We start from the raw sequence: 26,347 nt of genomic DNA, 5'->3' as shown, positions 1-26,347 counted from the left end.
GCGGACGCTCCTCAGGACTGTTTCGGCTGGTCGGCGGGCTTGTCCTGCGCTTCGACGGCCTTGACGGGCGAGTCGGGCCGCACCTTCGGCAAGCCCTCGACGATGACCCGGTCGCCTTCGGCGACGCCGGACTCTATGACCCAACGCCCCTCGGAGGTGTCGCCGGTCTTCACCTCGCGCACCCGTGCGACACCGTCCTTGTCCACCACGTAGACGAAGGTGCCGCGCGGCCCCTGGGCCAGGGCTCGCTCGGGCACGGTGATCGCCCTGGGCCGGCTCAGGCCCTTGACCAGCACCCGCACGAACTGCCCCGGCAACAGCTTCTGCTCGGGGTTGGGCACCACGGCGCGGGCGCTGACGGTGCCGGTGCCGGTGTTGACGAAGCTGTCGGTGAAATCGACGCGCCCCTCCAGCGGGTAGGTGGAGCCGTCGCCGAACTTGAGCACGGCGGCCATCTTGCCGCCCTCGGGCAGGGTCAGCTTGCCGGTCTGCACGTCCTCGCGGATGCGCTCGGCCTCGGTGTCCGGGTAGCCGAAGTTGACGTAGATGGGGTCGAGCTGGGTGAGCTGGGTCAGCAGGCTGGAATTGGGGTCGCCGGCCACCACCAGGCTGCCTTCGGAGCGGGTCTCCTTGCTGGTCATGCCGGTGATGGGCGCCTCCACCGTGGTGTAGTCGAGGTCGATCTGCTTGGCCTGTACGTTGGCCTCGGCGGCCTGCACGTTGGCCTTGCTCTGCTCGAAGTTGGAGACGGCGTTGTCCAGCTCGCTCTCGCTGGCGAAGCCCTTCTTCTGCAGCTCGCGGATGCGCTTGAGGTCACGCTCGGTCTGGCGGTAGCGCGCCTGCTCCTGGGCCAGCGCGCCCTTGGCGCTGGCCAGGGCGGCCTGGTAGGTGCGCGGGTCGATGCGGAACAGCACCTGGCCCTTCTGCACCTTGCTGCCTTCCTGGTAGGTGCGTTCCTGGAGGATGCCGCTGACCTGGGCACGGACCTCCACCTCGCGGTAGCCGGCGGTACGCCCGGCGTATTCCAGGGTCATCGGCAGGGGCGCCGCCTTCACCGTTTCCACCAGCACTTCCGGGGGCGGCGGGGCCGCCTTGGCCGGAGCCTCGGCCGCCTTGGCGACCAGGCTCAGCGAGGCCAGGGCGAACGCGCAAAGCCGCAGGGAAAAGGCGAAAGAGGGTAATAGCGGCATCGTGCGTCTCCATTCCATGACAGCGCCTGGTTGGCAAAAACAGGAATCAGGTCAAGGCTGGATACATGCATTCACGTTGGTAAAAGCAGTATCCGACTGCAAAATCGGTAAACTCTGGCCCCCGAGCAAGAAGCCTAGACAGTATTCGTCCAACTGCTATGCGCAGAACCAAAGAAGAAGCGGAAAAGACCCGCACCGATATCCTGGCCGCCGCCGAGGTCCTGTTCCTCGAGAACGGCGTCGCCCACACGTCCCTCGAGCAGATCGCCCGGGCGGCGGGCGTCACCCGTGGCGCCGTCTACTGGCACTTCCAGAACAAGGCCCACCTGTTCCACGAGATGCTCAACCAGGTGCGCCTGCCGCCGGAGCAGATGGCCCAGCGCCTGCACGGCGCCGAAGGTCGCGACCTGCTGCAGTCGTTGCTGGAACTGTGCGTCGAGGCCATCACCAGCCTGGCGCTCGACCAGCAGCGCCATCGCATCTTCACCATCCTCCTGCACCGCTGCGAGTTCACCGAGGAACTGCGCGAGGCGGAGGATCGCCATAACGCCTTCGTCAACCAGTTCATCGACCTGTGCGAGGCGCTGTTCGCCCGCCCGGGCTGCGTCGAGCGCCTGCTGGACGGGCTCACCCCGCGCCTGGCATCGCGCGCCTTGCACGCGCAGATGATCGGGTTGTTCACCGACTGGACGCGCGACCCCGAGCTTTTCGACCCGCAGCGCGAGGCCGGCGTGCTGGTGGGCACCCTGTTCCGCGGGTTGTTCCGCGACTGGGACCAGGACGCCTGACCGGTCCTCAGGCCGCTTCGGCCGCGTAGCCTTCCTCGCGGATGGCCGCCAGCACCTCGTCCAGGGGCAGCCGGCTGGCCACGCGCACCTCGCCCGCGCCCAGGTCGACCTGGACCTCGGCCGCCGGGTCGCGGCTCTGCACCGACCGGGTGATGGCGCGGACGCAGTGGCCGCAGGACATGCCGCTTACCTTGAGAATCTGCATGATCGACTCCTTGCTCGATGGGACTGGAACCAGTCTCGGGCTTGCCACCGTGGCAAGGTCAAGCGTGCGGCGATCCCCTACACTCGATGCATGCCGTCCCGGAGTCGCCGCCATGTCCCCCACCCGCCTCTGCCTGATCGCCCTGCTCGCCCTCACCGGCTCTGCCCAGGCCCAATCCCCCATCGACTACGGCGTGCTGATCGTCAGCCGCGAACGCGTCGAACTGCCCACCAGCTGCGACGTCGGCCTCTACCTGCAGGACCAGCTCGCCGCGCGCCTGGTGCAGGGCGAAAGCATCGCCTTCAACCTGCCGCCAGGCCCGGTCGCCATCCGCCTCGGCCTGCTCGGCCCCGGCCGCTGCAAGCCCGGCATCGAGCAGCAGCGCCTGCAGTCCATCAGCCTGGAAGCCGGCGAAGTGCGCAGATACCGCCTGGCGATGAACACCGCCGGCCTGTACCTGACCCCGGCGCTGGCCAATCCCTGACCGACAGCGCCCGCCCAAGCGGGGCCTCCCGGCTCGCGAGGATGCAGATGAACGCACCGTCATTCCCGCGAACGCGGGAACCCACTGGGAAGGGGTGCCGGGCCATCGCGGATGAATCCGCTCCCACAAAGAAGCACGTGCTCATAAGGACGCCGTGCGCGCCGGGTAGATCGCCGGGCGAATGAATTCGCCCCTACAGATGGAGCGCTGCGACAACTCGCCGCTTGACCTTGCCCTCGTGTCAAGGTCGATCCTGTGGGCAATCCACGAGGAATTGCCCCATGAGCCCATCCGTTTCGTTCGACCTGCCGATTGCCGGGATGACCTGCGCCAGCTGCGCCGGGCGTGTAGAGCGTGCCCTGGCCAAGGTGCCGGGTGTAGAGAGCGCCAGCGTCAACCTCGCCACCGAGCGGGCCCGCGTGCAAGCGCCGGGCGACAGCCTGCCGGCCCTGCGCGCGGCGGTGGAGGCCGCCGGCTACGACGTGCCGGGCCAGCGCCTGGAACTGGCCATCGACGGCATGACCTGCGCCAGTTGCGTGGGCCGTGTCGAGCGCGCCCTGGCCAAGGTGCCGGGCGTCGGCGAGGTGGCGGTGAACCTCGCCACCGAGCGCGCCCACCTGCTGCTGCTCGGCGAGGTGGAACGCAGCACGCTGCTGCAGGCCGTCGAACGCGCCGGCTACCACGCCCGCGCCCTGGATACGGATGCGCCGCGCAGCGATGACAACGCCAGCCGCCTGCGTCGCGAACGCTGGGCGCTGCTCGTCGCCCTCGCCCTGGCGCTGCCCCTGGTGCTGCCGATGCTGGTGGCGCCCTTCGGCCTGCACTGGATGCTGCCGGCCTGGGCGCAGTTCGCCCTGGCCACGCCGGTGCAATTCATCCTCGGCGCGCGCTTCTACCGCGCCGCCTGGAAGGCCGTGCGCGCCGGCGCCGGCAACATGGACCTGCTGGTGGCCATCGGCACCAGCGCCGGCTACGGCCTGAGCCTCTACCAGTGGGCCACCGCCCACCCCGGCCACATGCCGCACCTGTACTTCGAAGCCTCTGCCGTGGTCATCGCCCTGGTGCTGCTGGGCAAGTACCTGGAAAGCCGCGCCAAGCGCCAGACCAGCGCCGCCATCCGCGCCCTCGAAGCGCTGCGCCCGGAACGGGCCATCCGCCTGCGCGACGGCCGTGAGGAAGAAGTGGCCATCGCCGAACTGCGCCTGGGCGACGAGGTGCTGGTGAAGCCGGGCGAGCGCTTCCCGGTGGACGGCGAGGTGCTGGAAGGCCAGAGCCACGCCGACGAGGCGCTGATCAGCGGCGAGAGCCTGCCGGTGCCCAAGCGCCCCGGCGACAGCGTCACTGGCGGAGCCATCAACGGCGAAGGCCGCCTGCGGGTACGCACCAGCGCTATCGGCGGCGAAACCGTGCTGGCACGCATCATTCGCCTGGTGGAAGACGCCCAGGCGGCCAAGGCGCCGATCCAGAAGCTGGTGGACCGGGTCAGCCAGGTGTTCGTCCCGGCAGTGCTGCTGATCGCCCTGGCCACCCTCGGCGGCTGGCTGCTGGCCGGCGCGCCTCTGGAAACCGCGCTGATCAACGCCGTCGCCGTGCTGGTGATCGCCTGCCCCTGCGCCCTCGGCCTGGCCACGCCGACGGCGATCATGGCCGGCACCGGCGTGGCGGCCCGCCACGGCATCCTGATCAAGGACGCCGAGGCCCTGGAGGTGGCCCACGCGGTCACAGCCGTGGCCTTCGACAAGACCGGCACCCTCACCTCCGGCACCCCGCGCATCACCAACCTGGCCGCCGCCGATGGCGACGAAGCCGCCCTGCTGCAATGGGCCGGTGCCCTGCAACGCGGTAGCGAACACCCGCTGGCCAAGGCGGTGCTCGATGCCTGCGACGAGCGCGGGCTGACGGTGCCGGAGGTGCACGACAGCCAGTCCCTGACCGGGCGCGGCATCCAGGGCGTGGTCGAGGACCGCCTGCTGGCACTGGGCAACCGTCGGCTGCTGGACGAACAGGGGCTCGATGGCGGCGCACTGCTGGAATCGGCCACGGCCTGGGAAGCCCAGGGCCGTACCCTGTCCTGGCTGCTGGCGCTGCAACCCCAGGCCCGGGTGCTCGGGCTCTTCGCCTTCGGCGACAGCCTCAAGGACGGTGCCCGCGAGGCCCTCCAGGCCCTGCGCGAGCGCCACATCGCCAGCCACCTGATCACCGGCGACAACCGTGGCAGCGCCCGGGTGGTGGCCGAGGCGCTGGGCATCGACGACGTGCACGCCGAAGTGCTGCCGGCGGACAAGGCCGCCGAGGTGGCCCGGCTCAAGGCCGGCGGCGCGGTGGTGGCGATGGTCGGCGACGGCATCAACGACGCCCCCGCCCTGGCCGCCGCCGATGTCGGCATCGCCATGGGCGGGGGGACCGACGTGGCCATGCACGCGGCCGGCATCACCCTGATGCGCGGCGACCCGCGCCTGGTCCCCGCCGCCCTGGAGATCGCCCGGCGCACCTATGGCAAGATCCGCCAGAACCTGTTCTGGGCCTTCATCTACAACCTGGTGGGCATCCCGCTCGCCGCCGCCGGCCTGCTCAACCCGGTGGTCGCCGGCGCGGCGATGGCGCTCTCCAGCGTCAGCGTGGTGAGCAACGCCCTGCTGCTGAAGACCTGGAAACCGGCCGGGGAGAAAACCAGGCGAGACTGAAACGGGAGGCTGTCTTCGAGTGGTCCCCCCGCGTTCGCGAGGGTGACGGTGCCGATGGACAGCCCGCCGCCTCCCGTCATCCCCGCGAACGCGGGGACCCACTGAACAGCTGCACGGGCCCAACCACGAGGAGCACCCCATGAACATCGGCCAGGCCGCGAAGAAGAGCGGGCTCACCGCGAAGATGATCCGCTACTACGAATCCATCGGCCTGCTGCCGGAGGCCGGTCGCAGCGACAGCGGCTACCGCCAGTACAGCCAGCAGGACCTGCACAGCCTGGCGTTCATCCGCCGCTCGCGGGACCTGGGCTTCTCCCTGGAGGAGGTCGGCAAGCTGCTGCAGCTATGGCAGGACCGGGGCCGCGCCAGCGCCGACGTCAAGGCACTGGCCCGCGACCATATCGAAGAACTTAACCGCAAGATCGCCGAGCTGGCGGGGCTGCGCGACACCCTGCAGGAACTGGTGGATCACTGCCAGGGCGATCACCGCCCCGACTGCCCGATCCTCAAGGACCTGGAGTCGGGTGGCTGCTGCCACTGAGCAGGCGGCCGAACAGCCCCTTGGGCAGCACGGTGATCGCCAGGCCGACGAAGACGATGACGCAAGCCAGCCAGCCCGCCGGGCTCAGCGCCTCGTCCAGCAGCAACCAGCCGGACAGCAGCCCGGAGATCGGCACCGCCAGGGCGAAGGGGGTGACCAGGCTCGCCGGGTGACGACTGAGGAGGAAGCTCCAGATGGCGAAGCCCAGGGTGGTGGCGCCGAAGGCCACGAACAGCAGCGAACCGTAGCCCACCAGGGTCGCGTGCTCGAACGCCGCGGCCATCGCCTGCGGCCCCTCGAACACCCAGGACAGCGCCAGCAGCGGCAAGGGCGGCACCAGGCTCACCCAGCAGATCAGCCGCAGCATGTCGCTGGCGCCCGCGCGCTTGGTGGCGATGTTGGCGAAGGCCCAGGCGAGGGCCGCCACCAGCACCAGCGCGAAGGCCAGCAGGCTGTCACCCATGGGCCGCTCCAGGCCGATCAGCACCAGGCCGGACGCCGCCAGCGCCAGGCCCAGCACGCCGCGCCGGCTGGGGCGCTCGCCCAGCAGCAGGGCGGCGATGAGGATGGTGAAGAACACCTGGCTCTGCAGCACGAGCGAGGTCAGCCCCGCCGGCATGCCGATCTTCATGCCGATGAACAGCACGCCGAACTTGAACACCCCCAGCAGCAGGCCGATCTGCACGATCCGCCACAGCGGCGCCGGCATCGGCCCGCGCAGGAACAGCAGCGGCGTCGCCGCCAGGGCGAAGCGCAGGGCGCAGAACAGCAGCGGCGGGAATTCCGCGAGGCCGAGCTTGATGACGACGAAGTTGACGCCCCAGACCAGGGTGACCAGCAGGGCGAGGAGGATGTGTGGCAAGGGCATGGCGTGCACTCGTAGGGCGAGCAGGCAACGCTAGCAGGTCATCGGACACCTGTATGGATACAGATGCCCGCAAATGGCGGAGTACAGGGATGCGCCCATGAAAAAGCCCCCGGAGGCGCGCCTACCTGGGTAGGCACCCCTCCGGGGGCTCGGCGTGAGCCGGTGCGGGCGCGATCAGGCCTGGGATTGCAGGTAGTTCTCCAGGCCCACGCGGTCGATCAGGCCCAGTTGCTGTTCCAGCCAGTAGGCGTGGTCTTCCTCGGTGTCCTGCAACTGCAGGGCGAGGATGTCGCGGCTGACATAGTCCTTGTGCTTCTCGCACAGGGTGATGCCCTTGCTCAGCGCGGCACGTACTTCGTATTCGAGATTGAGGTCCGAGCGCAGCATCTCCGGCACGGTGGCACCGGGGTGGATGGCCTTGGGCGTCATGTCCGGGGTGCTTTCGAGGAAGAGGATGCGCTTGAGCAGGGCATCGGCGTGCTCGGTCTCCTCCTCCATCTCGTGGTTGATGCGCTCGAAGAGCTTGGTGAAGCCCCAGTCCGCGTACATCCGCGAATGCAGGAAGTACTGGTCGCGAGCGGCCAGCTCGCCGCGCAGCAGATCCTTCAGGTATTCGACGACTTCGAGTTGCCCTTGCATGCGTGTTCTCCCCTGCAAACGCGGTGATCCGAGGGCGCAATGGTCCTGCGCGGATCGGCCCCGGTCAAGCGAGCCGATGCCGCAGTGTCAATTCTGCATCCAGGGCGGGGGTGGCGGCTCGTCGCGGGCCTTGTCCTCGTCCTCGTTGAGCAGCGCCTGGCGCCGGGCTTCCTCGGCCAATGCGGCCTTGATCTCGCGCATCACCGCGTCGACGTCGGCGGTGTCCTCCGGCTCGGCGAACTCGCCGGTGAGCTTCGCATCCGGAGTCAGCTTGCCGTCCTCGTAGAGCGCCCACATTTCCTTGGCGTAACGGGTGTAGAGCAACTCGGGGGCGAACTGGCCGAAATAGGACGCCATGTTGCCGACATCACGCTCCAGCATGCGGAAGGCGTGGTTGTTGCCGGCGGCATCCACCGCCTGCGGCAGGTCGATGATCACCGGGCCGTACGGATCGAGCAGGACGTTGAACTCCGACAGGTCGCCATGGACCAGGCCGGCGCAGAGCATCTTGACGATCTCGCCGATCATGAAGGCGTGGAATTCGCGGGCATCCTCGGGCGTCAGGTCGACGTCGTTGAGGCGCGGCGCGGCGTCCCCGTAGCCGTCGGTGACCAGCTCCATCAGCAGCACGCCATCGAGGAAGTCGTAGGGCTTGGGCACGCGCACGCCCGCCGCGGCCAGGCGGAACAGGGCCGCGACCTCGGCGTTCTGCCAGTTCTCCTCCTGCTCCTTGCGCCCGTACTTCGAGCCCTTGGCCATGGCCCGGGCGTCACGGCTGTTACGGACCTTGCGACCCTCCTGGTACTCGGCAGCCTGGCGGAACCCGCGCTTGTTGGCCTCCTTGTAGACCTTCGCGCACCGCAACTCGCCGCCACAACGCACAACGTAGACCGATGCTTCCTTGCCACTCATCAGGGGCCTGACCACTTCGTCGATCAGGCCGTCTTCCACCAACGGTTCAATGCGTTTTGGAGTCTTCATGCTGCTTTGTAGCCAATCCTCTGTTTGCGGGCGGACATCGTCCGACTTTATACGGCATGCGGGCCCGCGCGACTATCCGCGACGCGCCAGACTGTGGCGCAACGCATCCATGGCGTAACGCACCTTGGCCGGCTGGGCGTCGCGGCGCGGGGTGACGATGTAGAGCCCCATGGGGCCGGGCTGCCAGTCCGGCAGCACGCGCAGCAGGCGACCGCTGGTCAGCTCCTCGGTGATCTCCGGTTCCGGCTGCAGCGAGAGGCCGAAGCCGGCCAGGGTGAAGCTGCGGGTGGACAGGATGTTGTTGCACACCACCCGGCTCTCGATGCGCAGGCGCTGCACCTCGCCGCCCGGCCCGTGCAGGGTCAGCGGCCCCTGGTGGCGGTCGCTGCCGAGGGTCACCCAGTCCAGCGCCAGCAGTTGCTCCGGCCGCCGGATGTCGGGGTGTCGGGCCAGGTAGGCCGGCGCACAGCACAGCAGCATCGGCCAGTCGCCGACATGCCGCGCCACCAGGCTGGAGTCCTCCAGGGTGCCGACGCGGATGGCCAGGTCGATGCGCTGCTCCACCAGGTCGATCTGCTCGTCGTGGAAGAACAGCCGCAGGCTCAGCCCCGGGTGCGCCTCCAGCAGGGGCGCCAGGGCCTCGGTCACCACGCGGCCGGAGAAGCCCACGGGCGCGGCGATGCGCAACTCCCCCACCGGCGCGTCGCGCAGCTCCGCCAGGCGCTGCTCGGCCTGCTGCGCCAGCTCCAGCACCTGGGCGCAGCTGCGGTAGAACAGGCTGCCGGCCTCGGTCAGGGTCAGCTTGCGGGTGGTGCGATGGAGCAGGCTGACCCGGGTCGACTCCTCCAGCCGGCGGATCTGCTGGCTGACCGCCGAGGCACTCATGCCCAGCGCCTCGCCTGCGGCGACCATCGAGCCCTTCTCCACGACCATGGCGAACACCGCCATGCGTTTGAGCTGCTCCATTCGTAAGCCCTGCTTAATTGTGAAAGCGCTTTCTGCCACTTTTTCTGCCGATTATCCAGAAGTCATGATTCATCACCTCGAATCACCCACCTCGATCACTGGAGAACAGCATGAAGATCGCCCTCATCGGTGCCACCGGTTTCGTCGGCTCCGCCGTGGTCACCGAAGCCCTGCAACGTGGCCACCAGGTCACCGCCCTGGTCCGTCACCCGGAAAAGCTCCCCACCCACGAACGCCTGAGCGCGCTGCGGGCCGATATCCACGACAGCACCGCCACCGCGCGGCAACTGGCCGGCCATGACGCGGTGATCCACGCCTTCAATCCGGGCTGGGGCCGCGACGACATCCGCGAGCAATTCATCGCCGGCACCCGCTCGATCTTCGAAGCCGTCAACCGGTCCGGGGTCCGCCGCCTGCTGGTGGTCGGCGGGGCCGGCAGCCTCTATGTCGCCCCCGGCCTGCAATTGATCGATACCCCGGATTTCCCCGCCGAATACAAGGAAGGCGCCGAGGGTGCGCGCCAGGCGCTCAACCTGATCCAGGCCGAAACCGCGCTGGACTGGAGCTTCATCTCGCCGCCCGCCCTGCTGCAGCCCGGCGAGCGCACCGGCCGCTTCCGCCTCGGCGGCAACGAACTGCTGATGGACGGCGACCACCCGGCGAGCCTCTCAGTGGCCGACCTGGCCGTGGCCATCGTCGACGAACTGGAAAACCCGCAGCACATCCGCCAGCGCTTCACCGTGGGTTATTGACGGTTTCCAGTGGGTCCCCGCCTGGCGGGGATGACGGACTGCGCATGCGCGGGGCTCTCCAGCCGTACCGTCACCCTCGCGAAAGCGGGGGCCACTGAACGACCCGCCCGCTCCACACGACGAACAGGAACCCAGCATGAGCCTCACCGCCTCCGCCCATGTCGCCACCGACACCCCGGCGCGCTACATCAGCCGCCTGTGCAAGCACTTCGCCCACCGCATCCCGGTCAGCTTCGACGAGCACCAGGGGCGCATCGAGTTCGACTTCGGCCTCGGCACGCTGCACGCCGAAGCCGGCGGCCTGACCCTCAGGGTCGAAGCCGCCGACGACGAGAAACTGGAACAGATGAAGAACGTGATCGCCAGCCACTTCGAACGCTTCGCCTGGCAGGAAGCCCTGCAGCTCGACTGGCGCTGAACGGCGCCAAGGCGCTCACTCCGGCAACGTCAGCTCGATGCTCTCGGCGATGGAATCCTCCAGGCGCTGCAGCTCGCCCTCGATGGCGCTGCGGCTGTCGGCATGGCGTTCCGCGATGCGGGCGAAGCCATCGGCCACTTCGAGGAAGGCCAGCACCACCAGCGGGTCGAACTCGCTGCCGCTGCCGGCGCTGATGCGCATCACCGCCTCGTCGCCGCTCAGGCGGCTGCGGTAGGGGTGGTAGCGGGTGAGCTCGTCGTAGCAGTCGACCAGGGCCATCAGGCGTGCGGACAGCGGGATCTGGTCGCCACGCAGGCCCTGTGGATAACCCGAGCCGTCCCAGCGCTCGTGGTGGCCGTACTGGATCTCCTTGGCATAGGTGAGGAAGCTCTGCCCCACCCCACCCAGGCGCGCCTCGGCGCGCTCCAGCGCTTCGCGGCCGAGCCGGGTATGGCTCTGCATGAGGCGCAGGTCGTCGCCCTCCAGTTGCCCCGGGTTGAGCAGCACGCGATCGGGCAGCGCCACCTTGCCGATGTCGTGCAGCAGTGCCGACTTGGCCATCAGCGCGATGCGCTCCTCGGTCAGCTCGTCCGCCATGCCCGGCTGCTGCCGCGCCAGCGCGCCGCCCAGCAGGCGCATGTACAGCTCGACACGCAGCAGGTGATTGCCGTCGGGGTTGTCGCGCAGGTCGGCCAGGCCCGCCAGGGCTTCGATCGTGGCGTAGTGCAGGTGGTGGATCTCGCGGGTGCGGCGGCGCACTTCCAGTTCCAGGTACTCGCTCTTGTCGCGCAGGAAGTCGGCCGTGGCCTTGAGCTGCAACTGGGCCTGCACCCGCGCCAGGACGATGGGCGGGCTGATCGGCTTGGTGATGTAGTCCACCGCGCCCAGGTCGAAGCCCTTCTGCTCGTCCGCCATCTCGCTGCGGGCAGTGAGGAAGATCACCGGGATATCGCGGGTGGCGGCATCGGCCTTGAGCCGCGCACAGACTTCGTAGCCGTCCATCTCCGGCATCATCACATCCAGCAGGATCAGGTCCGGGCGCATGTTCCCGGCGGCGATCCTCAGCGCCTTGGCACCACTGCCGGCGACCTTGACCCGATAGCGGTCCATCAGCAGCTCGCTCATGAGCTCGAGGTTGTCCGGGGTGTCGTCCACCACCAGGATCACCTCGCGATCCGGTCTGTCCAGCATGCCGACCATGTGGCGCACCTCGTCAGAGTGAAATGTCGCGTTGCCCCGCCATCTCCCGCAGCACCGCCAGGGCGGTCTCGAAGTCGTAACCCCGCACCGCCGCCTCCAGGGGGCCATAGCCTTCATTGAAGGCGCTGCGCAGCAATTGCGCCTGTTCTTCGAAGAGCTTTCCGGCGCGCGGATCGTCGTCCTCGAAGAGCTGCGCCAGGCGCTTGCACAGGGGCGCCAGGTGCGCCGGGTCGCAGGGGGCGGCATCGGGCTCCGGGCGCTGCTCGCGCAGGAGCTCGTCGATGGCTCCGACCAGCGCCAGCAACGGCGGTTCCAGCTCCAGCAACTGGCGCTCCAGCTGGGCCAGGCGCGCGCCCTGGCCGATGCCGCGCTCCAGCGCCTCGGCCTGGGCCTGCAACTGCGCCGCCCCCAGGTTGCCGGCCAGCCCACGCAGGCTGTGGGCCAGGCGCTCGGCGCGCTCGCGGTCGCCATCGCCGAGGGCCTGGCGCAATTCGGCGGCGAACTGCCGCTGGCCCTTGGCGAACTTGCCCAGCAGTCCCAGGTAGGCCTGCTGCTTGCCCAGCACCCGGCGCAGGCCATTGGCGAGGTCGATGCCCGGCAGCCGCCAGTCCGGCAGGCCGACGGCGGCGGCCGTCTTCACCTCGCCCCGCGGCCCCTCGCTGCGCAGCCAGCGGCGCAGGGTGGCCCACAGCTCCAGGGGCTCGATAGGCTTGCCGACGTGGTCGTTCATGCCTGCCTGGAGGCAGCGCTCGCGGTCACCGGGCAGGGCGTTGGCGGTCATGGCGATGATCGGCAGGTCGCGCAGGCGCGGGTCGCGGCGCAGCTCGCGGGTGGCTTCCAGGCCGTCCATCTCCGGCATCTGCATGTCCATCAGCACCAGCGCGTAGTAGTCCGGCGGCTGCCAGCGCAGGCGGTCGATGGCATCCAGCCCGTTCTCCGCCTGGTCGATGCGCAGCCCGCTGTCCTCCAGCAACGCAGTGGCCACCTCGCGGTTCAGCGCGTGGTCCTCGACCAGCAGCACGCGCTGGTTCTCGAAGCGCGGCATGGCCTCCAGCAGCGCGGCGGTGCCGGTCGGCTCGGGGCTGCGCCGCCGACCCAGGCTGCTGAGGGAGGCCTCCAGCAGCACCGACGGGTTGAGGGGCTTGTGCAGCACCTCGTCGATGCCGGCCTTGCCGGTGTCGCCCAGGTCGTCGAAGCCATGGGCGGTGACCAGCAGCAGGCGCGGTGGCTTGGCCAGGCCCAGCAGTCGCAGGCGGCGGGCGGTCTCGACACCATCAAGCCCAGGCATCTGCCAATCGATGAAGACGATCTCGAACGGGTCTCCCTCGCGCTCGGCCTCGGCGACCCGCAGCAGCGCCTCCTCGCCGGACGGCACCGCATCGACCCGCAACGCCAGGCTGGCGAGCATGTCGTTGATCACCTGGCGCGCGGCGTCGTTGTCGTCCACCACCAGCACCCGGCGATCGAGCAGGTCGGGCTGCAGCAGCAATTCGTGGGGCTGGCGCGCGGAAACCTGCACCGGCAGCCGGCACCAGAACAGGCTGCCGACGCCCACCCGGCTGTCGACGCCGACCTCGCCGCCCATGGCCTCGGCCAGGCGCCGGCAGATGGCCAGGCCCAGGCCGGAGCCGCCATAGCGCCGGGTGGTGGAGTTGTCCGCCTGCTGGAAGGACTCGAACAGGCGCCCCTGCTGCTCGGCGTCGAGGCCGATGCCGGTGTCGCGCACCGCCAGGTACAACTCCAGCTCGCGCCCGCCGCGCGGCTCGCCCCGCACGATGACCTCCACCTCGCCCTGCTCGGTGAACTTGACCGCGTTGTTGGCGTAGTTGATGAGGATCTGGCCGATGCGCAGCGGGTCGCCCACCAGTTGCAGGGGCAGTTGCGGGTCGACGTTGAACACCAGTTCCAGGTGCTTGCAGGCGGCCTTCTCGCTGACCAGCCCGGAGAGGTTCTCCAGCACCAGCTGCAGGTCGAAGTCGATGCGCTCGATGTTCAGCTTGCCGGCCTCGATGCGGGAGAAGTCGAGGATGTCGTTGATCACCCCCATCAGGTGCTGGCTGGCCTGCTGGATCTTGCCCAGGTACTCGCGCTGCCGGGGTTCGGGGCCCGCCCGCAGGGCCAGGTGGGTCATGCCGATGATGGCGTTCATCGGGGTGCGGATCTCGTGGCTCATGTTGGCGAGGAAGTCGGCCTTCGTCCGCGCCGCTTCCTCGGCCAGTTCCTTGGCCTGGGCCAGGGCCTCCTCGCTGTGCTTGCGCGCGGTCACGTCGCGGCTGACGCCGACCAGGCCCAGCAACTGGCCCTTGTCGTCCTGGAAGGTGGCGCGGAGGGTGTCGAACAGCACCTTGCGTCCATCGCGCTGCACCACCCAGTCCTCGCTTTCGAACGGCAGGCTCAGGGCCAGCGCCGCCTGGTCCTGGATCAGCCGCATGCGCGCCCGTTCGGTGGGCAGCAGTTCGGCGTCGGTACGCCCCTGCAGCGCCTCGCGGCTCTGGCCGATGAGATCGGCGAAGGCCTGGTTGGCGCCCAGGTAGCGGCCCTCGGCGTCCTTGAACCAGATCGGATCGGGGATGGCGTTGACCAGTGCCAGCAGGGTGCTGCGCTGGCGTTCCGCCTCGGCCTCGGCGCGGCGGCGCTCCTCCACCTGCACCGCCAGCCGGCGGTTCCACAGCAGCACGAAGCCCACCAGGGCGATCACCCCCAGCGCATAGGGCCAGCCCACCTCCGCGGCCTTGCGCCAGTTGAACTCGGTGAGCGGCGGCAGCCAGCGATCCATGATCGCCTCGCGTTCCTCGCGGTCGATGCTGCCCAGGGCGTGATCGATCAGCCCGGCCAGTTGCTGCCAGTCGCGGCGGACCGCGAAGTGCAGCTGGCTGCTGCCCAGGCCGGACTCGCCACGCAGCTCCAGGTTGCTCAGGTTGAACTGTCGGATCAGGTAGCTGGCGACGATCATGTTGCCCACGTAGGCATCGGCGCGCCCGGACGACACGGCGCGCAGCGCCGCCTCGGTGTCGGCCGTCTCCACCAGCAACAGCCCCGGGGCACGCTTGCGCAGCTTGCCCTGCACCGCGTAGCCACGCTCCACCGCGACACGCTTGCCGGCCAGGTCGCCCAGCCCCTGCAACGCACTCTCGCGACGGGTGAAGAGCAGGCTGGTACTGACCAGGTAGGGCTCGCTGAAGGCCGCCCAGGATTCCCGCGAGGCCACCTTGGCCATGGACGGCAGGACATCGACCCGGCGCTCGCGCAGCGCATCCTGGGCCTGCTGCCAGTCATCGAAGAGCACCGGCTCGATGCCCAGGCCGAGGCGCTCCCCCACCAGGCGCAGGAAATCGGCACTGATGCCCTGGTAGCTGCCATCGGCGTCGACCAGGTCGAACGGCGGCCAGCCATGGCGCGGCACGCCGACGCGCACGCGCGGGTGGTCCTGCAGCCAGGCCGCCTCGCCCGCATCGAAGTCGAGCCGCTCGGACCCGCCCAGCACCAGGGGCGCCAGCAGCATCAGCACCAGCCAAACAGAGGCACGCAACATGGGTCGGTCCTTGCGCTCGTCCACCGCCGTTCAGCTTAGCCAGCGGCCGGCGGTTGGAAAGGCGGGGCCCGGCGTTCGATGGAGTCGAGCGCCCGAGTGCGCCTGCAACTTCGCAGGGTGGTCCGGTGAAGCGGGGTCCACCCTACAAGCCACCAGCCAGCCGGAGAGCCCCGAACAGGGGGGAGGCGTTGAGCCTCAGCGGAACAGCTCCCCCGGCGTCACGCCGAACAAGCCCTTGAAGGCGGCGATGAAGGCCGAGGGCGAGTCGTAGCCGCTGCCCAGGGCGACCCGGGTGACGCTGTCGCCCTGCTCCAGCGGTTGCAGGGCGGCGAGCAGGCGCAAGCGCTGGCGCCATTGGCGGAAGCTGAGGCCGGTCTCGCGCTGGAAGGCGCGCATCAGGGTCTTTTCCGAGGTGGCGAGCAGGCCGGCCCATTCGCTCAGGGGACGGGCCAGGTCGGGCTGGGCCACCAGTTCGTTGCACAGGCGCAGCAGGCGCGGCTCGCTGGGCATGGGCAGGGAGAAGCCCGCCTCCGGCAGGGCGCGCAGCTGGTCCAGCAGTACCGCCACCAGCCGGGCTTCGGGGCTGTCGCCCTCGGGGTACTCCACCGGCAGTTCGCAGAAGCCCTTGATCAGTTCACGCGCCAGTGGCGTCACCTCCAGCACCCGGCAGTGATCCGGCGCCCAGGTGCAGGCGTCGCGGCGTACATAGAGGCTGCGCATCTCGGCATGCATGGAGGTGACCACCTCGTGCTCCAGGCCCGCCGGCACCCAGATCGCCCAGTGCGGCGGGGCGAAGAAGCTGCCGGCGGCGGTGTGCACCCCGAGCACGCCGCTGATGGCGTAGGAGAGCTGCACCCAGTCATGGCTGTGGCGCGCCGTCCAGGAGCCGGCGCGCAGGCTTTCCGCACGGGCGTAGAGGGGCCTGGGCAGCGCGTCGAGGCTGGGGATGCTGCGCTGCAGGTCGAGCTGTCCGTTTGGCGACATCTTCTGATCCGCTGTCGTTAGACGGCCGGATTGTGCGCCCGTTAACCTGCCGCCTCAATCCCATCGGCCGCCCGGAGGTTCCATGTCGGCACTCAAACCCCTCAAGCGCCTGGTCACCGACTGGTTCCTCGGCGGCATGCTGCTGGCCGTGGCGCTGGCCTGGCTGTTCCCGGACATCGGCCGCCACGGCGGCACGCTGCACGCCGAGAGCCTGATCAACGCCGGGGTGTTCCTGGTGTTCTTCCTGCACGGCATCAACCTGTCCACCGAGCAGATCCGCAAGGGCCTGAGCAACTGGCGCCTGCACATCATGGTGCAGGTGTTCACCTTCGCCCTGTTCCCGCTGGTATGGCTGGCGGTGGACAGGCTGTTCGGCACGCACCTGCCGCCGGCGCTGATGCTGGGCTTCTTCTACCTCTGCGCCCTGCCCTCGACCATTTCCTCCTCGGTGGCGCTGACCGGCAGCGCGGGCGGCAACGTACCGGCGGCGATCCTCAACGCCAGCCTGTCGAGCCTCCTGGGGGTGTTCCTCACGCCCTGGCTGATCAGCCTGGTAGCCGACGCCAACGGCGGCATCGACCTGGGCGAGACGCTGATCGACCTGAGCCTGCTGCTGCTCCTGCCGCTGGTGCTGGGCCAGGCGCTGCGCCCGCTGTGGGGCCGCTTCTTCGCCCGCTACAAACGCTACACGGCAGTGTTCGACAAACTGGTGATCCTGCTGCTGGTGTTCGCCTCGTTCAGCGATTCGGTGGCCGGCGGCATCTGGCAACAGCAGGGGCCGGCAACCCTGGTCATCGCCTTCGTCGGCAGCGCCCTGCTGCTGGCGGCGATGCTCTGGGCCACCACCCGTTCGGCACGGGCACTGGGCTTCAACCATGAGGACGAGATCGCGGCGGTGTTCTGTGCCACCAAGAAATCCCTGGCGGCCGGCGCGCCCATGGCGGCGATCATCTTCGGCGCCAACCCGGCGCTGGGCCTGATCCTGCTGCCGATCATGCTCTACCACCAGATGCAGCTGATCGTCTGCTCGGTGATGGCCGAGCGCTACGCCAACCGCGGCCACGAGCTGGCCAGGGCGCAGGCAAGCGCCGCCTGATGCAGGTGGTCGCGCCGCGAGGCGCTCGGCGCCGCCCCGCAGCGCGCGTCACACCCGCGAAAAACGGGCGAAAAAAAGGGCGGCCCAACCAGTGGGCCGCCCTAAATCACGGAGTTGCTTACATCGCGCGGCCAGCGATGAATTGCGGCCACGGGTATTGGATTACTTTTCGAGGATCGCGGTCACACCTTGGCCGCCTGCGGCGCAGATCGAGATCAGCCCGCGGCCCTTTTCCGCCACCGAAAGCAGCTTCGCCAGGTTGGCGACGATGCGCCCGCCGGTGGCCGCGAAGGGGTGGCCGGCGGCCAGGGAGCTGCCCTTGACGTTCATCTTGCTGCGGTCGATCGAGCCCAGCGGCTGGTCGAGGCCGAGGCGGGTCTTGCAGTAGTCGGCGTCTTCCCAGGCCTTGAGGGTGCAGAGCACCTGGGCGGCGAAGGCCTCGTGGATCTCGTAGTAGTCGAAGTCCTGCAGGGTCAGGCCGTTGCGTGCCAGCAGGCGCGGCACGGCGTAGACCGGCGCCATCAGCAGCCCTTCCTTGCCACCGACGAAATCCACCGCCGCCGCTTCGCCGTCCTTGAAGTAGGCGAGGATCGGCAGCCCGCGCGCCTTGGCCCACTCCTCGCTGGCCAGCAGCACCACGGAAGCGCCATCGGTGAGCGGGGTGGAGTTGGCGGCGGTCAGGGTGCCGCGCGGGCCCTTGTCGAACACCGGCTTGAGGGTGGCGAGCTTCTCCGGGTTGATGTCCGCGCGCAGGTTCTGGTCGCGGGTCAGGCCGAGGAAGGGGGTCAGCAGGTCGTTCTGCCAGCTTTCGGCATAGGCCGTGGCGAGCTTCTGGTGGCTGGCCACGGCCAGGGCGTCCTGCTCGTCACGGGGAATGGACCAGGTCTGCGCCATCAGCTCGCAGGACTCGCCCATGGACAGCCCGGTGCGCGGCTCGCCATTGCGCGGGATATGCGGCGCCAGGTGGCGCGGGCGCACCTTGAGCAGGCTCTTGATCTTGTCGCCGGTGGTCTTGCCGCGGTTGGCCTCCAGGAGGATCTTGCGCAGCTCCTCGTGCACGCCGATGGGCGCGTCGGAGGTGGTGTCGACGCCGCCGGCGATGCCGCTGTCGATCTGCCCGAGGGCGATCTTGTTGGCCACCAGGATGGCGGCCTCCAGGCCGGTGCCGCAGGCCTGCTGGATGTCGTAGGCGCTGGTCTCCGGCGCCAGGCGCGAGCCCAGCACGCATTCGCGGGCCAGGTTGAAGTCGCGGGAATGCTTGAGCACGGCACCGGCGACGAACTCGCCGATGCGCTCGCCGTGCAGGTTGTAGCGCTCCACCAGGCCTTCCAGCGCGCTGGTGAGCATCTGCTGGTTGGTGGCGGTGGCGTACACCGTGTTGGAACGGGCGAACGGAATGCGATTGCCGCCGACGATGGCGACCCGGCGCAGCTGGGTCATGGGTGACTCCTTGCCTGGGGAATGGATTGCGGTGCGCAACGTTGGCCACAAGACTAGCCGCCCGCCTGGCCGTCGCATTGGCCGCCTTGCCAACAGAGTGGTCAACACGGTCAATTGCGCGATTGTGTTGTCTGCGTAGAGTGAGCCCCACTTCCTTATGCGTGCAGGAGCCTGCCCCCATGTCCGACCGTTATCTCGCCTTCGCCAACTCCAACGCCGGCCGACGCCTGGTCGGCGCCCTCGGGCTGCCCGCGCCGATGCGCCTGGAGCGCTGGATGGCGGGCCGCACCCGGCCGGTGGATGGCGCCCTGCTGCTGGGCGGTGAAGGGGCCCTGGCCGAAGCCGCCAGCACCGTGCTGAACAAGCTCACCGACCAGTCCTTCGCCACCGAGGAGGGCCGCTTCGGCCTGGCCCGCTGGACCGCCGAGCACGGCCCCAAACTCAAGGCGCTGGTGTTCGACGCCAGCGGCCTGACCCGTTTCGAGCAGCTGATCGAGCTGCGCAACTTCTTCCAGCCGGCCTTCAAGGGCCTGGGCAAGTGCCCGCGCGTGGTGGTCCTGGGCCGCCCGCCGGAGTCGCTGAAGGACACCGTGGCCGCCGCCGTGCAGCGCTCGCTGGAAGGCTTCACCCGCTCCCTGGGCAAGGAGATCCGCCGCGGCGGCAACGTGCAGCTGGTGTACGTCGGCAAGGGTGCCGAGGACCAGCTCGAAGGCGCCCTGCGCTTCTTCCTCTCGCCCAAGAGCGCCTACGTTTCCGGCCAGGTGCTGCGCCTCTCGGCCAGCAGCGCCCAGGTCAAGGACTGGAGCCGCCCGCTCAATGGCCTGAGGGCGCTGGTCACCGGCGCCTCCCGCGGCATCGGCGCGGCCATCGCCGAAACCCTCGCCCGCGATGGCGCCGAGGTGGTGCTGCTGGACGTGCCCCAGGCCAGGGAATCCCTCGACGCCCTGGCCGCACGCCTGGGCGGGCGCGGCATCGCCCTGGACATCTGCGCCGCCGACGCCGCCGCGCAGCTGGTTGAAGCGCTGCCGGACGGCCTCGACATCGTGGTGCACAACGCCGGCATCACCCGCGACAAGACCCTGGCGAAGATGAGCGACGCCTTCTGGGACTCGGTGATCAACGTCAACCTCAACGCCCCGCAGGTGCTGACCCAGGCCCTGCTCGACGCCGGCAAGCTGCATGACAACGGCCGCGTGGTGCTGATCGCCTCCATCAGCGGCATCGCCGGCAACATGGGCCAGACCAACTACGCGGTGAGCAAGGCCGGCGTGATCGGCCTGGCACAAGCCTGGGCCCCGGCCCTGGCCAAGCGCGGCATCACCATCAACGCCGTGGCGCCGGGCTTCATCGAAACCCAGATGACCGCCGCCATCCCGCTGACCATCCGCGAAGCCGGCCGCCGCATGAACTCCATGAGCCAGGGCGGCCTGCCCCAGGACGTCGCCGAAGCCGTGGCCTGGTTCGCCCAGCCCAGCTCGGGGTCGCTGACCGGGCAGGTGATGCGCGTGTGTGGGCAAAGTCTGTTGGGGGCCTAAAGGCAGCTGCAAGCTTCAAGTTGCAAGCGGCAAGTAAGAGCTCGGAGTGGCTGGGAGTGGGTGGCCCAGCCTGTGCATTTGAAGGGCTCGGATAGCTGGAAGCTGGAAGCTGGAAGCTGGAAGAAAGAGCGTTGGGGGCTGGGAGCGGGTTGTCACTTGTAGGGTGGGCTTCAGCCCACCAGCGATGTAACCGGTGGGCTGAAGCCCACCCTACGCGCAGAACCCTGCTTCCAGCTTCAGGCTTCTAGCTTCTAGCTTCTAGCTTCTAGCTTCCAGCTAGTTTCCTGCTGGCTTCCCCCGCCTGCGGAATTCCACCGGCGTCTCCCCCACCCAGCGTTTGAACGCACGGTAGAAGGTGCTCGGTTCGGAGAAGCCGGTGCGCTCGACTATCACTTCGATGCGCTCGTCGGTCTTGAGCAACAGTTCCTTGGCCAGGCGGCAGCGGTAGTCGGTGACCAGGTCGTTGAAGCGCACGCCGGCCATGGCCAGGCGTTCGCGCAGGCGGCGGGCGGGCATGTTCAGGCGCGCGGCGACCTGTTCCAGGGTGGCGCCGCCGTCCACCAGCAGTTCGCCGATCAGCTCGCGCACCTTGCGCACCAGGTCCAGGCGCTCCACTTCGGCCAGTTGGCGGCGGGCCAGGGATTCGTGCATGCGCAGCAGTTCCGGGGCGGCGTGGCGCGAGGGTTTGTCCAGCACCGCGGCGTCGAACACCAGCGCGTAGCGCTCGGCGCCCAGGCGCGCGGGGCAGCCGTACACCGCCAGGTAGCGCTCGGCGGCCGCGCCCTCGGTGTGCATCAGCTGCACTTCGCAGGCCTTGAAATCACCCTCGGTGAGGGCATCGAACAGGCGGATCACCGCGCCGGCGAGCATCTCCGGGAAATGGCGGTTGATGCTGGCGTCCTGGCCGAGGGAAAGCACGGCGCGCTCGCCCTCGACCTCCAGGCGCGCGTTGAGGGTGTCGGACAGCAGGCGCACGTAGCGCAGGGCGTGGCGCAGGCCTTCGCCGAAGGTCTCGCTGGAGAGGAAGAGGTATTCGAGCAGCAGCCCGTGGAAGGCCGGCAGGTGCCCGGCCAGGTGCAGGCCGACGTGTTCCTCGGCGCATTCCTCGGCGGCGGCCTTCCAGAACTGGGTCTGCGCCGCATGGGGGAAGCGGCCGGCGGGCAGCCCGCCCGGCGGCAGGCCGACACGCACCAGCACCTTGTCAGGGTCGGCACCGCTGGCTCGCAGGGCGTCGATCACCGGGCGCATCAGCGCCACGTCGTCGGTCAGATCACGCATCATTTTCGGAATGTTCTTGTTATGCGGGGCGGGGGCCATCTTATGCATCTTCAGGCCCCCCGCTCAAGGCGCGGATAGCGATTGCAGACGGATTGACTCGCCTGCCAGCGCCCCCTGCCCCACGGCCAATGCACCCCGCCTGCGGGCGGCTAAGCTGCACCGGTCCGCAACGAGGAGACTGCCCATGGCCACCGACTGGCTCGACCTGCCTGCCCCCCCCGCCCTGCCCGGCCTGTTCGCCCGCGCGGCCCTGCGCCGAGGCACCACCGGCCGCACCCTGCCGGACCTCGGCCTGCGCAGCCAGGTGGACGTGGACGCCCGGCACCTGGCGCGCTACCGGCAGGTCTGCGGCTTCAAGGACAACGGCCAGCTGCCGCCCACCTACCCGCACATCCTCGCGTTCCCGCTGCAGATGCAGCTGCTCACCGACAAGCGCTTCCCCTTCCCGCTGCTGGGCCTGGTGCACCTGGAGAATCGTATCCGCGTATTGCGCACACTCGGCGGCCTCGGGCCCTTCCGCGTCAGCGTCGCGGTGGAGGGCCTGCGCCCCCATGACAAGGGCGTGACCTTCAGCCTGATCACCCGCCTGGAAGACCAGCTCGGCCTGCTCTGGGAAGGTGACAGCCGCATCCTCTTCCGTGGCATGCGCCTGGACGGCAATGCCCCCGAGCGCGCGGAAAGCGAAGCGCTGGCGCTGGAGGAGATCGACCACTGGCGCGCCCCGGCGGACATCGGCCGGCGCTATGCCAAGGTCGCCGGCGACTACAACCCGATCCACCTCTCGGCGCCCACCGCCAAGCTGTTCGGCTTCCCCCGCGCCATCGCCCATGGCCTGTGGAACAAGGCGCGCACCCTGGCCGCCCTCGCCCCGCGCCTGCCCGATGCCGGCTACGAAGTGGAGGTGCGCTTCCAGAAGCCGGTGCTGCTGCCCGCCGAGGTGCGCCTGCTGGCCAGCGCGCCCGCCGCCGAGGGCCAGTTCGCCCTGCGCGGCAAGGACGACCTGCCGCACATGGCCGGCAGCTGGGGCCCGCTGCAGGGCTGACGGCCGACGCTTGCGCGGCGCCAGCCGCCGCACCAAGCTATGCGGCTCCAGGAGAGCCGCATGAACCTCGCAGAACTGACCCAACGCCTGCACGCCATCCGTGACCACAACGATTGGCGGCCATTCCACAGCCCGAAGAACCTGGCCATGGCCGCCAGCGTCGAGATGGCCGAGCTGGTGGAGATCTTCCAGTGGCTGAGCGAGGACCAGTCCCGCCAGCTGCCCGCCGACACGCTCGAACACGCCGGCCAGGAAGTGGGCGACATCGTCCTCTACCTGCTGCTGATGTGCAGCGAACTGGGCATCGACATGGAGCAGGCGGTCCGCGCCAAGCTGGCCGACAGCGAGAGGCGCTTCGTCCGATGAGCGCACCGACCCCCGACGACCGCCACTTCGACGAACTCGCCACGCGCTTCGCCGAGAAGATCTACGGCGGCGCCAAGGGCGCCATCCGCCTGGCGGTGCTCCAGGCCGACCTCGCCGAGGCCCTGCCCGAGCGCCCGCTGCGGGTGCTGGATGTGGGCGCCGGCCTCGGCCACATGAGCCTGTGGCTGGCCCAGCGCGGCCACCAGGTGACCCTCGCCGAACCCGCCGAGCCCATGCTCGAAGGCGCCCGCGCGCGCTTCGCCGAGGCCGGCGTCGAGGCCACCTTCATCCAGGCGCCCTGGCAGGACCTGCTCGGCCAGCTCACCGAGCCCTACGACCTGGTGCTCTGCCACGCCGTGCTGGAATGGCTCGCCGAGCCCCACGCCATCCTCCCCGTGCTGCACCAGCTGACGGCGCCGGGCGGCTGGTTGTCCCTGGCGTTCTACAATCGGGATGCGCTGATCTACCGCAACCTGCTCAAGGGCCATTTCCGCAAGCTCCGGCGCAACCGCTTCGCCGGCGAAGGCCAGAGCCTGACCCCGCAGCAACCGCTGGACCCACGGGAGCTGGCCGGGCAACTCGACGGCCTGTGGCAGGTCGAAACCCGGAGCGGCGTGCGGGTCTTCCATGACTACATGCCGAGTGAATTCCAGGCCAAGGCCGAGCTGGTCGACCTCCTGGAAATGGAGCTGGCCCACCGTCGTCACCCGAGCTTCATGGGGCTGGGACGGTACCTGCACTGGATCTGCAGACCCCAATAAGAGAGCCCCCACGGGCTCGCCTCGACGGAGGCCCCATGAAACGCACTGCCCCTGCTGCCCGCAACGCCCTTGCCGCCCTCGCCCTGCTGGCCCTCGCCGCCTGCCAGAGCCCCAACCCCTACAAGGCCGAATCCAGGCCGATGCCGCCGGCCCCGCCGGAAGCGGCCACCACCTTCGACCGCTCCGCCTACCCGGCACCGCCGCGCGACTTCGGCCGCTACCGCAACTGGACCTGGCTCAATGGCCGCCTGCCCGCCGGCAACAGCTGGGCGACGCCGGAGCAGATGGTCGACATCGTCAACGCCGGGCTCGACCAGCACGGCCTGCGCCAATCCCGCGAGCCCGCCGCCGCCGACCTCAAGGTCGCGGCCAGCCTGCGTTTCGAGAAGCGCCTGCGCCAGTACGACGACTCCAGCGGCGCCTACTACGGCAACGGCCCCTACCGCGACCAGTACGGCGCCTGGGCCACCGTGCCCCTGGTGCGCACCTACGAGCAGGAAGTGGCGGTGGTCTACCTGGAGTTCTACGACGCCCGCGACAACCAGCCGGTGTGGAGCGGCAGCGCCGAGAGCGACGCCAGCGGCAGCCGCAGCGACCGCACCAGCGCGCTGCGCGAAGCCATCAGGGAAGCCCTGGAAAACTACCCGCCGCGCTGAGCCCTCACGGCGACGCGCCCCCCGCTTCGCGGCCCGAAAAGCGGAACCGCCGCACGCCGTCACGATCCACATGCACGCCATTGCCGGCTTGCACGAAATCTTCTTGCCGGCCGCTCTGGCTTGCGCTTGGATAGTGATTCCGGCAGAGGAGATCCAACCATGTTCCGCCGTCTGTTCATCGCTTCCACCCTCCTGCTCCTGGCCGCCTGCCAGAGCTACGAGATCAACCGCGACTACGACCGCAACCGCGACTTCGCCGCCTACCGCAGCTGGAGCTGGAAGGAGCCCGCGCTGCAATACAGCCCCGACGACCCGCGCATCAAGAGCGACCTGACCGAGCAGCGCATCCGCGAGGCCGTGGCCCAGCAGCTCGACCAGCGCGGCCTGCGTCCCGCCGCCCATGGCGCGAGCGGGGACCTCAAGGTGCAGAGCTGGCTGATCGTCGACGATCGCCAGCAGCAGGTGACCACCGGCTACGGCGGCTACTGGGGGGGTTACTGGGGCAACTACTGGGGCGGCCCGGCGATGACCGAGACCCGCACCTACGACTACAAGGTCGCCACGATCCAGGTCGACCTCTATGACGGCAAGGACGGCAAGCTGGTCTGGCGTGGCAGCGCCGGGCAGATCATGCGTACCGATCCGCCGACCCCGGCCGAACGCGAAGCCGCGATCCGCGAGACCGTCGCCAAGGTCCTCGCCCAATACCCACCCCACTGACGGCCCCCGATGACAGCACCCAGCCCCGCCCTCAGCCACCGCCCCGCCCAGGCCGCCGATCTCGACGAGGTCGTCGGCTTCCCCCAGGACCGCGACGAACTCTTCTTCTGCTACCCCAAGGGCATCTGGCCGCTCACCGTCGGCCAGCTCGCCGCCGTGATGGCCGAGCGCCGCGACAACACCGTGGTGCTGCTGGAGGGCCGCGTGGCCGGCTTCGCCAACTTCTACCAGTGGCAGCACAACGATTTCTGCGCCCTCGGCAACCTCATGGTCGCGCCCTGGGCGCGGGGCCATGGCGTCGCCCAGTACCTGGTCGGCGTCATGGAGAACCTCGCCCGCGAGCACTACCACGCCACCCGCCTGCGCATCTCCTGCTTCAACGCCAACGCCGCCGGGCTGCTGCTCTATGCCCGCCTGGGCTACCAGCTCAACGGCATCGCCGAACGCCAGGACCCGGACGGCCGCCGCGTCGCCCTGGTACTGATGGACCGCGCACTGACCACGAGCGACTGACCGCCATGCCAGGAACAGGGATGACCCCGCCAGCCGATGAGCCCACCTTCGATGACACCCGCTGGAGCAATGCCGACAGCGACCGCATCGAGGTGGTCGACCCGGACCCCGACTGGCCCCGCCGCTACCGCGAGGAAGCCACCGCCATCAGCGAAGCGCTGGCGATCCCGGGCCTGCGCCTGGAGCACTTCGGCAGCACCTCGGTCCCCGGCCTGGCCGCCAAGCCGGTGATCGACATCCTCCTGCTGCCCCCGCCCGACTATGACTGGCAGCGCCTGGTCGCCCCGCTGGAAGCCCTCGGCTACCAGTTCTGGCACGACAACCCGGCCACCGACCGCCTGTTCTTCGTCAAGGGCATGCCACTCAAGGGCACAGGCCGTACCCACCACGTGCACGTGATGACCCAGGCCAACGCCGTGCGCCACCTGCTGTTCCGCGACCACCTGCGCTCCCACCCCGAGGACGCCGCCGAATACGCCCGGGTCAAACGCCAGCTCGCCGAGCGCTACCCCACCGACCGCGACGCCTACACCGCCGGCAAGGACGAGGTGGTCGGCGCCATCCTCGGCCGCGCCACGGCGGCCATGCATGAAGCGGGCGGGATTCAGGGTGGCGATGAAGGTGGGCCGGTGAGGGGCTGAGATCGAAAGCCAAGTGAGGTGCTGACGCAGAAAAAAATGAATCGGTGCCGCGACATCACCTATGATC

At 69.3% G+C, this 26,347-nt stretch carries 26 protein-coding genes; 15 read left to right on the top strand and 11 right to left on the bottom strand.

Going from position 1 to position 26,347, the window contains the following annotated elements; genetic code table 11:
* Window positions 1–11: 11 nt before the first annotated feature.
* Window positions 12–1,190 carry an efflux RND transporter periplasmic adaptor subunit gene (locus tag ACYJSS_RS05240; RefSeq protein WP_111262012.1) on the bottom strand — a complete coding sequence of 393 codons (1,179 nt, stop codon included), beginning with the start codon at window positions 1,188–1,190 and terminating at the stop codon, window positions 12–14.
* Between the two features lie 158 nt (window positions 1,191–1,348).
* Here ACYJSS_RS05240 and ACYJSS_RS05235 point away from each other — a divergent pair, with 158 nt between their 5' ends.
* Complete coding sequence (locus ACYJSS_RS05235) at window positions 1,349–1,978, top strand: TetR family transcriptional regulator (protein WP_111262013.1); 630 nt, start codon at window positions 1,349–1,351, stop codon at window positions 1,976–1,978.
* Between the two features lie 7 nt (window positions 1,979–1,985).
* Here ACYJSS_RS05235 and ACYJSS_RS05230 read toward each other — a convergent pair whose 3' ends face one another.
* Window positions 1,986–2,183 carry a heavy-metal-associated domain-containing protein gene (locus ACYJSS_RS05230; protein ID WP_111262014.1) on the bottom strand — a complete coding sequence of 66 codons (198 nt, stop codon included), beginning with the start codon at window positions 2,181–2,183 and terminating at the stop codon, window positions 1,986–1,988.
* A gap of 112 nt (window positions 2,184–2,295) precedes the next feature.
* Here ACYJSS_RS05230 and ACYJSS_RS05225 point away from each other — a divergent pair, with 112 nt between their 5' ends.
* From ACYJSS_RS05225 to cueR, 3 genes are all read left to right on the top strand, one after another.
* Window positions 2,296–2,667: a hypothetical protein gene (locus tag ACYJSS_RS05225; protein WP_111262015.1), complete on the top strand. Its 372-nt coding sequence runs from the start codon at window positions 2,296–2,298 to the stop codon at window positions 2,665–2,667.
* Window positions 2,668–2,948: 281 nt separating this feature from the next.
* A complete protein-coding gene (locus ACYJSS_RS05220) occupies window positions 2,949–5,351 on the top strand; it encodes a heavy metal translocating P-type ATPase (RefSeq protein ID WP_111262017.1) in 2,403 nt (800 codons plus the stop codon).
* Between the two features lie 139 nt (window positions 5,352–5,490).
* Window positions 5,491–5,892: a Cu(I)-responsive transcriptional regulator gene (gene cueR, locus ACYJSS_RS05215; protein ID WP_021219733.1), complete on the top strand. Its 402-nt coding sequence runs from the start codon at window positions 5,491–5,493 to the stop codon at window positions 5,890–5,892.
* On the opposite strand, the gene ACYJSS_RS05210 is transcribed toward cueR, so the two are convergent.
* The 4 genes from ACYJSS_RS05210 to ACYJSS_RS05195 form a co-directional block, all read right to left on the bottom strand.
* The gene (locus ACYJSS_RS05210; RefSeq protein ID WP_111262018.1) at window positions 5,858–6,760 is read right to left on the bottom strand and encodes an EamA family transporter; all 903 of its coding nucleotides are present in this window, start codon (window positions 6,758–6,760) and stop codon (window positions 5,858–5,860) included. The genes cueR and ACYJSS_RS05210 overlap by 35 nt on opposite strands.
* Before the next feature lie 174 nt (window positions 6,761–6,934).
* A complete protein-coding gene (bfr, locus tag ACYJSS_RS05205) occupies window positions 6,935–7,399 on the bottom strand; it encodes a bacterioferritin (RefSeq protein ID WP_111262019.1) in 465 nt (154 codons plus the stop codon).
* 87 nt (window positions 7,400–7,486) lie between these two features.
* Window positions 7,487–8,380 carry a PA4780 family RIO1-like protein kinase gene (locus ACYJSS_RS05200; RefSeq protein WP_236204283.1) on the bottom strand — a complete coding sequence of 298 codons (894 nt, stop codon included), beginning with the start codon at window positions 8,378–8,380 and terminating at the stop codon, window positions 7,487–7,489.
* A gap of 72 nt (window positions 8,381–8,452) precedes the next feature.
* The gene (locus tag ACYJSS_RS05195) at window positions 8,453–9,346 is read right to left on the bottom strand and encodes a LysR family transcriptional regulator (protein ID WP_236234078.1); all 894 of its coding nucleotides are present in this window, start codon (window positions 9,344–9,346) and stop codon (window positions 8,453–8,455) included.
* Window positions 9,347–9,456: 110 nt separating this feature from the next.
* Here ACYJSS_RS05195 and ACYJSS_RS05190 point away from each other — a divergent pair, with 110 nt between their 5' ends.
* On the top strand, window positions 9,457–10,098 hold the full coding sequence (locus tag ACYJSS_RS05190) for an NAD(P)-dependent oxidoreductase (RefSeq protein ID WP_236204285.1): 642 nt from the start codon (window positions 9,457–9,459) through the stop codon (window positions 10,096–10,098).
* Window positions 10,099–10,234: 136 nt separating this feature from the next.
* The gene (locus ACYJSS_RS05185) at window positions 10,235–10,516 is read left to right on the top strand and encodes a DUF2218 domain-containing protein (protein WP_111262023.1); all 282 of its coding nucleotides are present in this window, start codon (window positions 10,235–10,237) and stop codon (window positions 10,514–10,516) included.
* A gap of 15 nt (window positions 10,517–10,531) precedes the next feature.
* On the opposite strand, the gene ACYJSS_RS05180 is transcribed toward ACYJSS_RS05185, so the two are convergent.
* From ACYJSS_RS05180 to ACYJSS_RS05170, 3 genes are all read right to left on the bottom strand, one after another.
* A complete protein-coding gene (locus ACYJSS_RS05180; protein WP_111262024.1) occupies window positions 10,532–11,716 on the bottom strand; it encodes a two-component system response regulator in 1,185 nt (394 codons plus the stop codon).
* Window positions 11,717–11,729: 13 nt separating this feature from the next.
* Entirely contained in the window at window positions 11,730–15,248 is a 3,519-nt protein-coding gene (locus ACYJSS_RS05175) for a response regulator (RefSeq protein WP_236204286.1), read from the bottom strand.
* A gap of 195 nt (window positions 15,249–15,443) precedes the next feature.
* Entirely contained in the window at window positions 15,444–16,232 is a 789-nt protein-coding gene (locus tag ACYJSS_RS05170; protein WP_111262025.1) for an AraC family transcriptional regulator, read from the bottom strand.
* An 82-nt stretch (window positions 16,233–16,314) separates the two neighbouring features.
* On the opposite strand from ACYJSS_RS05170, the gene ACYJSS_RS05165 reads away from it, so the two are divergent.
* Window positions 16,315–17,328: a bile acid:sodium symporter family protein gene (locus ACYJSS_RS05165; protein WP_236204287.1), complete on the top strand. Its 1,014-nt coding sequence runs from the start codon at window positions 16,315–16,317 to the stop codon at window positions 17,326–17,328.
* A gap of 162 nt (window positions 17,329–17,490) precedes the next feature.
* Here ACYJSS_RS05165 and ACYJSS_RS05160 read toward each other — a convergent pair whose 3' ends face one another.
* A complete protein-coding gene (locus ACYJSS_RS05160; protein ID WP_236204288.1) occupies window positions 17,491–18,768 on the bottom strand; it encodes an acetyl-CoA C-acetyltransferase in 1,278 nt (425 codons plus the stop codon).
* A gap of 179 nt (window positions 18,769–18,947) precedes the next feature.
* Between ACYJSS_RS05160 and ACYJSS_RS05155 the strand changes: the two genes are divergently transcribed.
* The gene (locus ACYJSS_RS05155; RefSeq protein ID WP_111262028.1) at window positions 18,948–20,303 is read left to right on the top strand and encodes a 3-oxoacyl-ACP reductase; all 1,356 of its coding nucleotides are present in this window, start codon (window positions 18,948–18,950) and stop codon (window positions 20,301–20,303) included.
* Between the two features lie 276 nt (window positions 20,304–20,579).
* On the opposite strand, the gene ACYJSS_RS05150 is transcribed toward ACYJSS_RS05155, so the two are convergent.
* The gene (locus tag ACYJSS_RS05150) at window positions 20,580–21,581 is read right to left on the bottom strand and encodes an AraC family transcriptional regulator (RefSeq protein WP_236204420.1); all 1,002 of its coding nucleotides are present in this window, start codon (window positions 21,579–21,581) and stop codon (window positions 20,580–20,582) included.
* Between the two features lie 184 nt (window positions 21,582–21,765).
* Between ACYJSS_RS05150 and ACYJSS_RS05145 the strand changes: the two genes are divergently transcribed.
* From ACYJSS_RS05145 to ACYJSS_RS05115, 7 genes are all read left to right on the top strand, one after another.
* Complete coding sequence (locus tag ACYJSS_RS05145; RefSeq protein WP_236204290.1) at window positions 21,766–22,623, top strand: MaoC family dehydratase; 858 nt, start codon at window positions 21,766–21,768, stop codon at window positions 22,621–22,623.
* Window positions 22,624–22,683: 60 nt separating this feature from the next.
* A complete protein-coding gene (locus ACYJSS_RS05140; RefSeq protein WP_111262031.1) occupies window positions 22,684–22,989 on the top strand; it encodes a nucleotide pyrophosphohydrolase in 306 nt (101 codons plus the stop codon).
* Window positions 22,986–23,750 carry a methyltransferase domain-containing protein gene (locus ACYJSS_RS05135; RefSeq protein ID WP_236204291.1) on the top strand — a complete coding sequence of 255 codons (765 nt, stop codon included), beginning with the start codon at window positions 22,986–22,988 and terminating at the stop codon, window positions 23,748–23,750. The genes ACYJSS_RS05140 and ACYJSS_RS05135 overlap by 4 nt, the downstream gene beginning before the upstream one ends.
* Before the next feature lie 35 nt (window positions 23,751–23,785).
* A complete protein-coding gene (locus tag ACYJSS_RS05130; RefSeq protein WP_236204292.1) occupies window positions 23,786–24,406 on the top strand; it encodes a DUF4136 domain-containing protein in 621 nt (206 codons plus the stop codon).
* Window positions 24,407–24,565: 159 nt separating this feature from the next.
* Complete coding sequence (locus ACYJSS_RS05125) at window positions 24,566–25,126, top strand: DUF4136 domain-containing protein (protein ID WP_236204293.1); 561 nt, start codon at window positions 24,566–24,568, stop codon at window positions 25,124–25,126.
* A gap of 9 nt (window positions 25,127–25,135) precedes the next feature.
* Complete coding sequence (locus ACYJSS_RS05120; protein ID WP_236204294.1) at window positions 25,136–25,639, top strand: GNAT family N-acetyltransferase; 504 nt, start codon at window positions 25,136–25,138, stop codon at window positions 25,637–25,639.
* A 20-nt stretch (window positions 25,640–25,659) separates the two neighbouring features.
* Window positions 25,660–26,280: a GrpB family protein gene (locus tag ACYJSS_RS05115; RefSeq protein WP_236204295.1), complete on the top strand. Its 621-nt coding sequence runs from the start codon at window positions 25,660–25,662 to the stop codon at window positions 26,278–26,280.
* Window positions 26,281–26,347 lie beyond the last annotated feature (67 nt).

Source organism: Pseudomonas sp. No.21 (assembly GCF_054558415.1).
Note: the sequence above shows the minus strand (reverse complement) of the source record. Positions and strands in the feature narration are given on the sequence as shown.

Coding starts and splice junctions, on each gene's coding strand:
- ACYJSS_RS05120 (WP_236204294.1), top strand. CDS start 25,136: ATGACAGCACCCAGCCCCGCCCTCAGCCACCGCCCCGCCCAGGCCGCC.
- ACYJSS_RS05130 (WP_236204292.1), top strand. CDS start 23,786: ATGAAACGCACTGCCCCTGCTGCCCGCAACGCCCTTGCCGCCCTCGCC.
- ACYJSS_RS05165 (WP_236204287.1), top strand. CDS start 16,315: ATGTCGGCACTCAAACCCCTCAAGCGCCTGGTCACCGACTGGTTCCTC.
- ACYJSS_RS05155 (WP_111262028.1), top strand. CDS start 18,948: ATGTCCGACCGTTATCTCGCCTTCGCCAACTCCAACGCCGGCCGACGC.
- ACYJSS_RS05150 (WP_236204420.1), bottom strand. CDS start 21,581: ATGCGTGATCTGACCGACGACGTGGCGCTGATGCGCCCGGTGATCGAC.
- ACYJSS_RS05170 (WP_111262025.1), bottom strand. CDS start 16,232: ATGTCGCCAAACGGACAGCTCGACCTGCAGCGCAGCATCCCCAGCCTC.
- bfr (WP_111262019.1), bottom strand. CDS start 7,399: ATGCAAGGGCAACTCGAAGTCGTCGAATACCTGAAGGATCTGCTGCGC.
- ACYJSS_RS05135 (WP_236204291.1), top strand. CDS start 22,986: ATGAGCGCACCGACCCCCGACGACCGCCACTTCGACGAACTCGCCACG.
- ACYJSS_RS05185 (WP_111262023.1), top strand. CDS start 10,235: ATGAGCCTCACCGCCTCCGCCCATGTCGCCACCGACACCCCGGCGCGC.
- ACYJSS_RS05145 (WP_236204290.1), top strand. CDS start 21,766: ATGGCCACCGACTGGCTCGACCTGCCTGCCCCCCCCGCCCTGCCCGGC.
- ACYJSS_RS05160 (WP_236204288.1), bottom strand. CDS start 18,768: ATGACCCAGCTGCGCCGGGTCGCCATCGTCGGCGGCAATCGCATTCCG.
- ACYJSS_RS05175 (WP_236204286.1), bottom strand. CDS start 15,248: ATGTTGCGTGCCTCTGTTTGGCTGGTGCTGATGCTGCTGGCGCCCCTG.
- ACYJSS_RS05240 (WP_111262012.1), bottom strand. CDS start 1,190: ATGCCGCTATTACCCTCTTTCGCCTTTTCCCTGCGGCTTTGCGCGTTC.
- ACYJSS_RS05220 (WP_111262017.1), top strand. CDS start 2,949: ATGAGCCCATCCGTTTCGTTCGACCTGCCGATTGCCGGGATGACCTGC.
- ACYJSS_RS05115 (WP_236204295.1), top strand. CDS start 25,660: ATGACCCCGCCAGCCGATGAGCCCACCTTCGATGACACCCGCTGGAGC.
- ACYJSS_RS05230 (WP_111262014.1), bottom strand. CDS start 2,183: ATGCAGATTCTCAAGGTAAGCGGCATGTCCTGCGGCCACTGCGTCCGC.
- ACYJSS_RS05195 (WP_236234078.1), bottom strand. CDS start 9,346: ATGGAGCAGCTCAAACGCATGGCGGTGTTCGCCATGGTCGTGGAGAAG.
- ACYJSS_RS05200 (WP_236204283.1), bottom strand. CDS start 8,380: ATGAAGACTCCAAAACGCATTGAACCGTTGGTGGAAGACGGCCTGATC.
- ACYJSS_RS05235 (WP_111262013.1), top strand. CDS start 1,349: ATGCGCAGAACCAAAGAAGAAGCGGAAAAGACCCGCACCGATATCCTG.
- cueR (WP_021219733.1), top strand. CDS start 5,491: ATGAACATCGGCCAGGCCGCGAAGAAGAGCGGGCTCACCGCGAAGATG.
- ACYJSS_RS05225 (WP_111262015.1), top strand. CDS start 2,296: ATGTCCCCCACCCGCCTCTGCCTGATCGCCCTGCTCGCCCTCACCGGC.
- ACYJSS_RS05210 (WP_111262018.1), bottom strand. CDS start 6,760: ATGCCCTTGCCACACATCCTCCTCGCCCTGCTGGTCACCCTGGTCTGG.
- ACYJSS_RS05125 (WP_236204293.1), top strand. CDS start 24,566: ATGTTCCGCCGTCTGTTCATCGCTTCCACCCTCCTGCTCCTGGCCGCC.
- ACYJSS_RS05180 (WP_111262024.1), bottom strand. CDS start 11,716: ATGGTCGGCATGCTGGACAGACCGGATCGCGAGGTGATCCTGGTGGTG.
- ACYJSS_RS05140 (WP_111262031.1), top strand. CDS start 22,684: ATGAACCTCGCAGAACTGACCCAACGCCTGCACGCCATCCGTGACCAC.
- ACYJSS_RS05190 (WP_236204285.1), top strand. CDS start 9,457: ATGAAGATCGCCCTCATCGGTGCCACCGGTTTCGTCGGCTCCGCCGTG.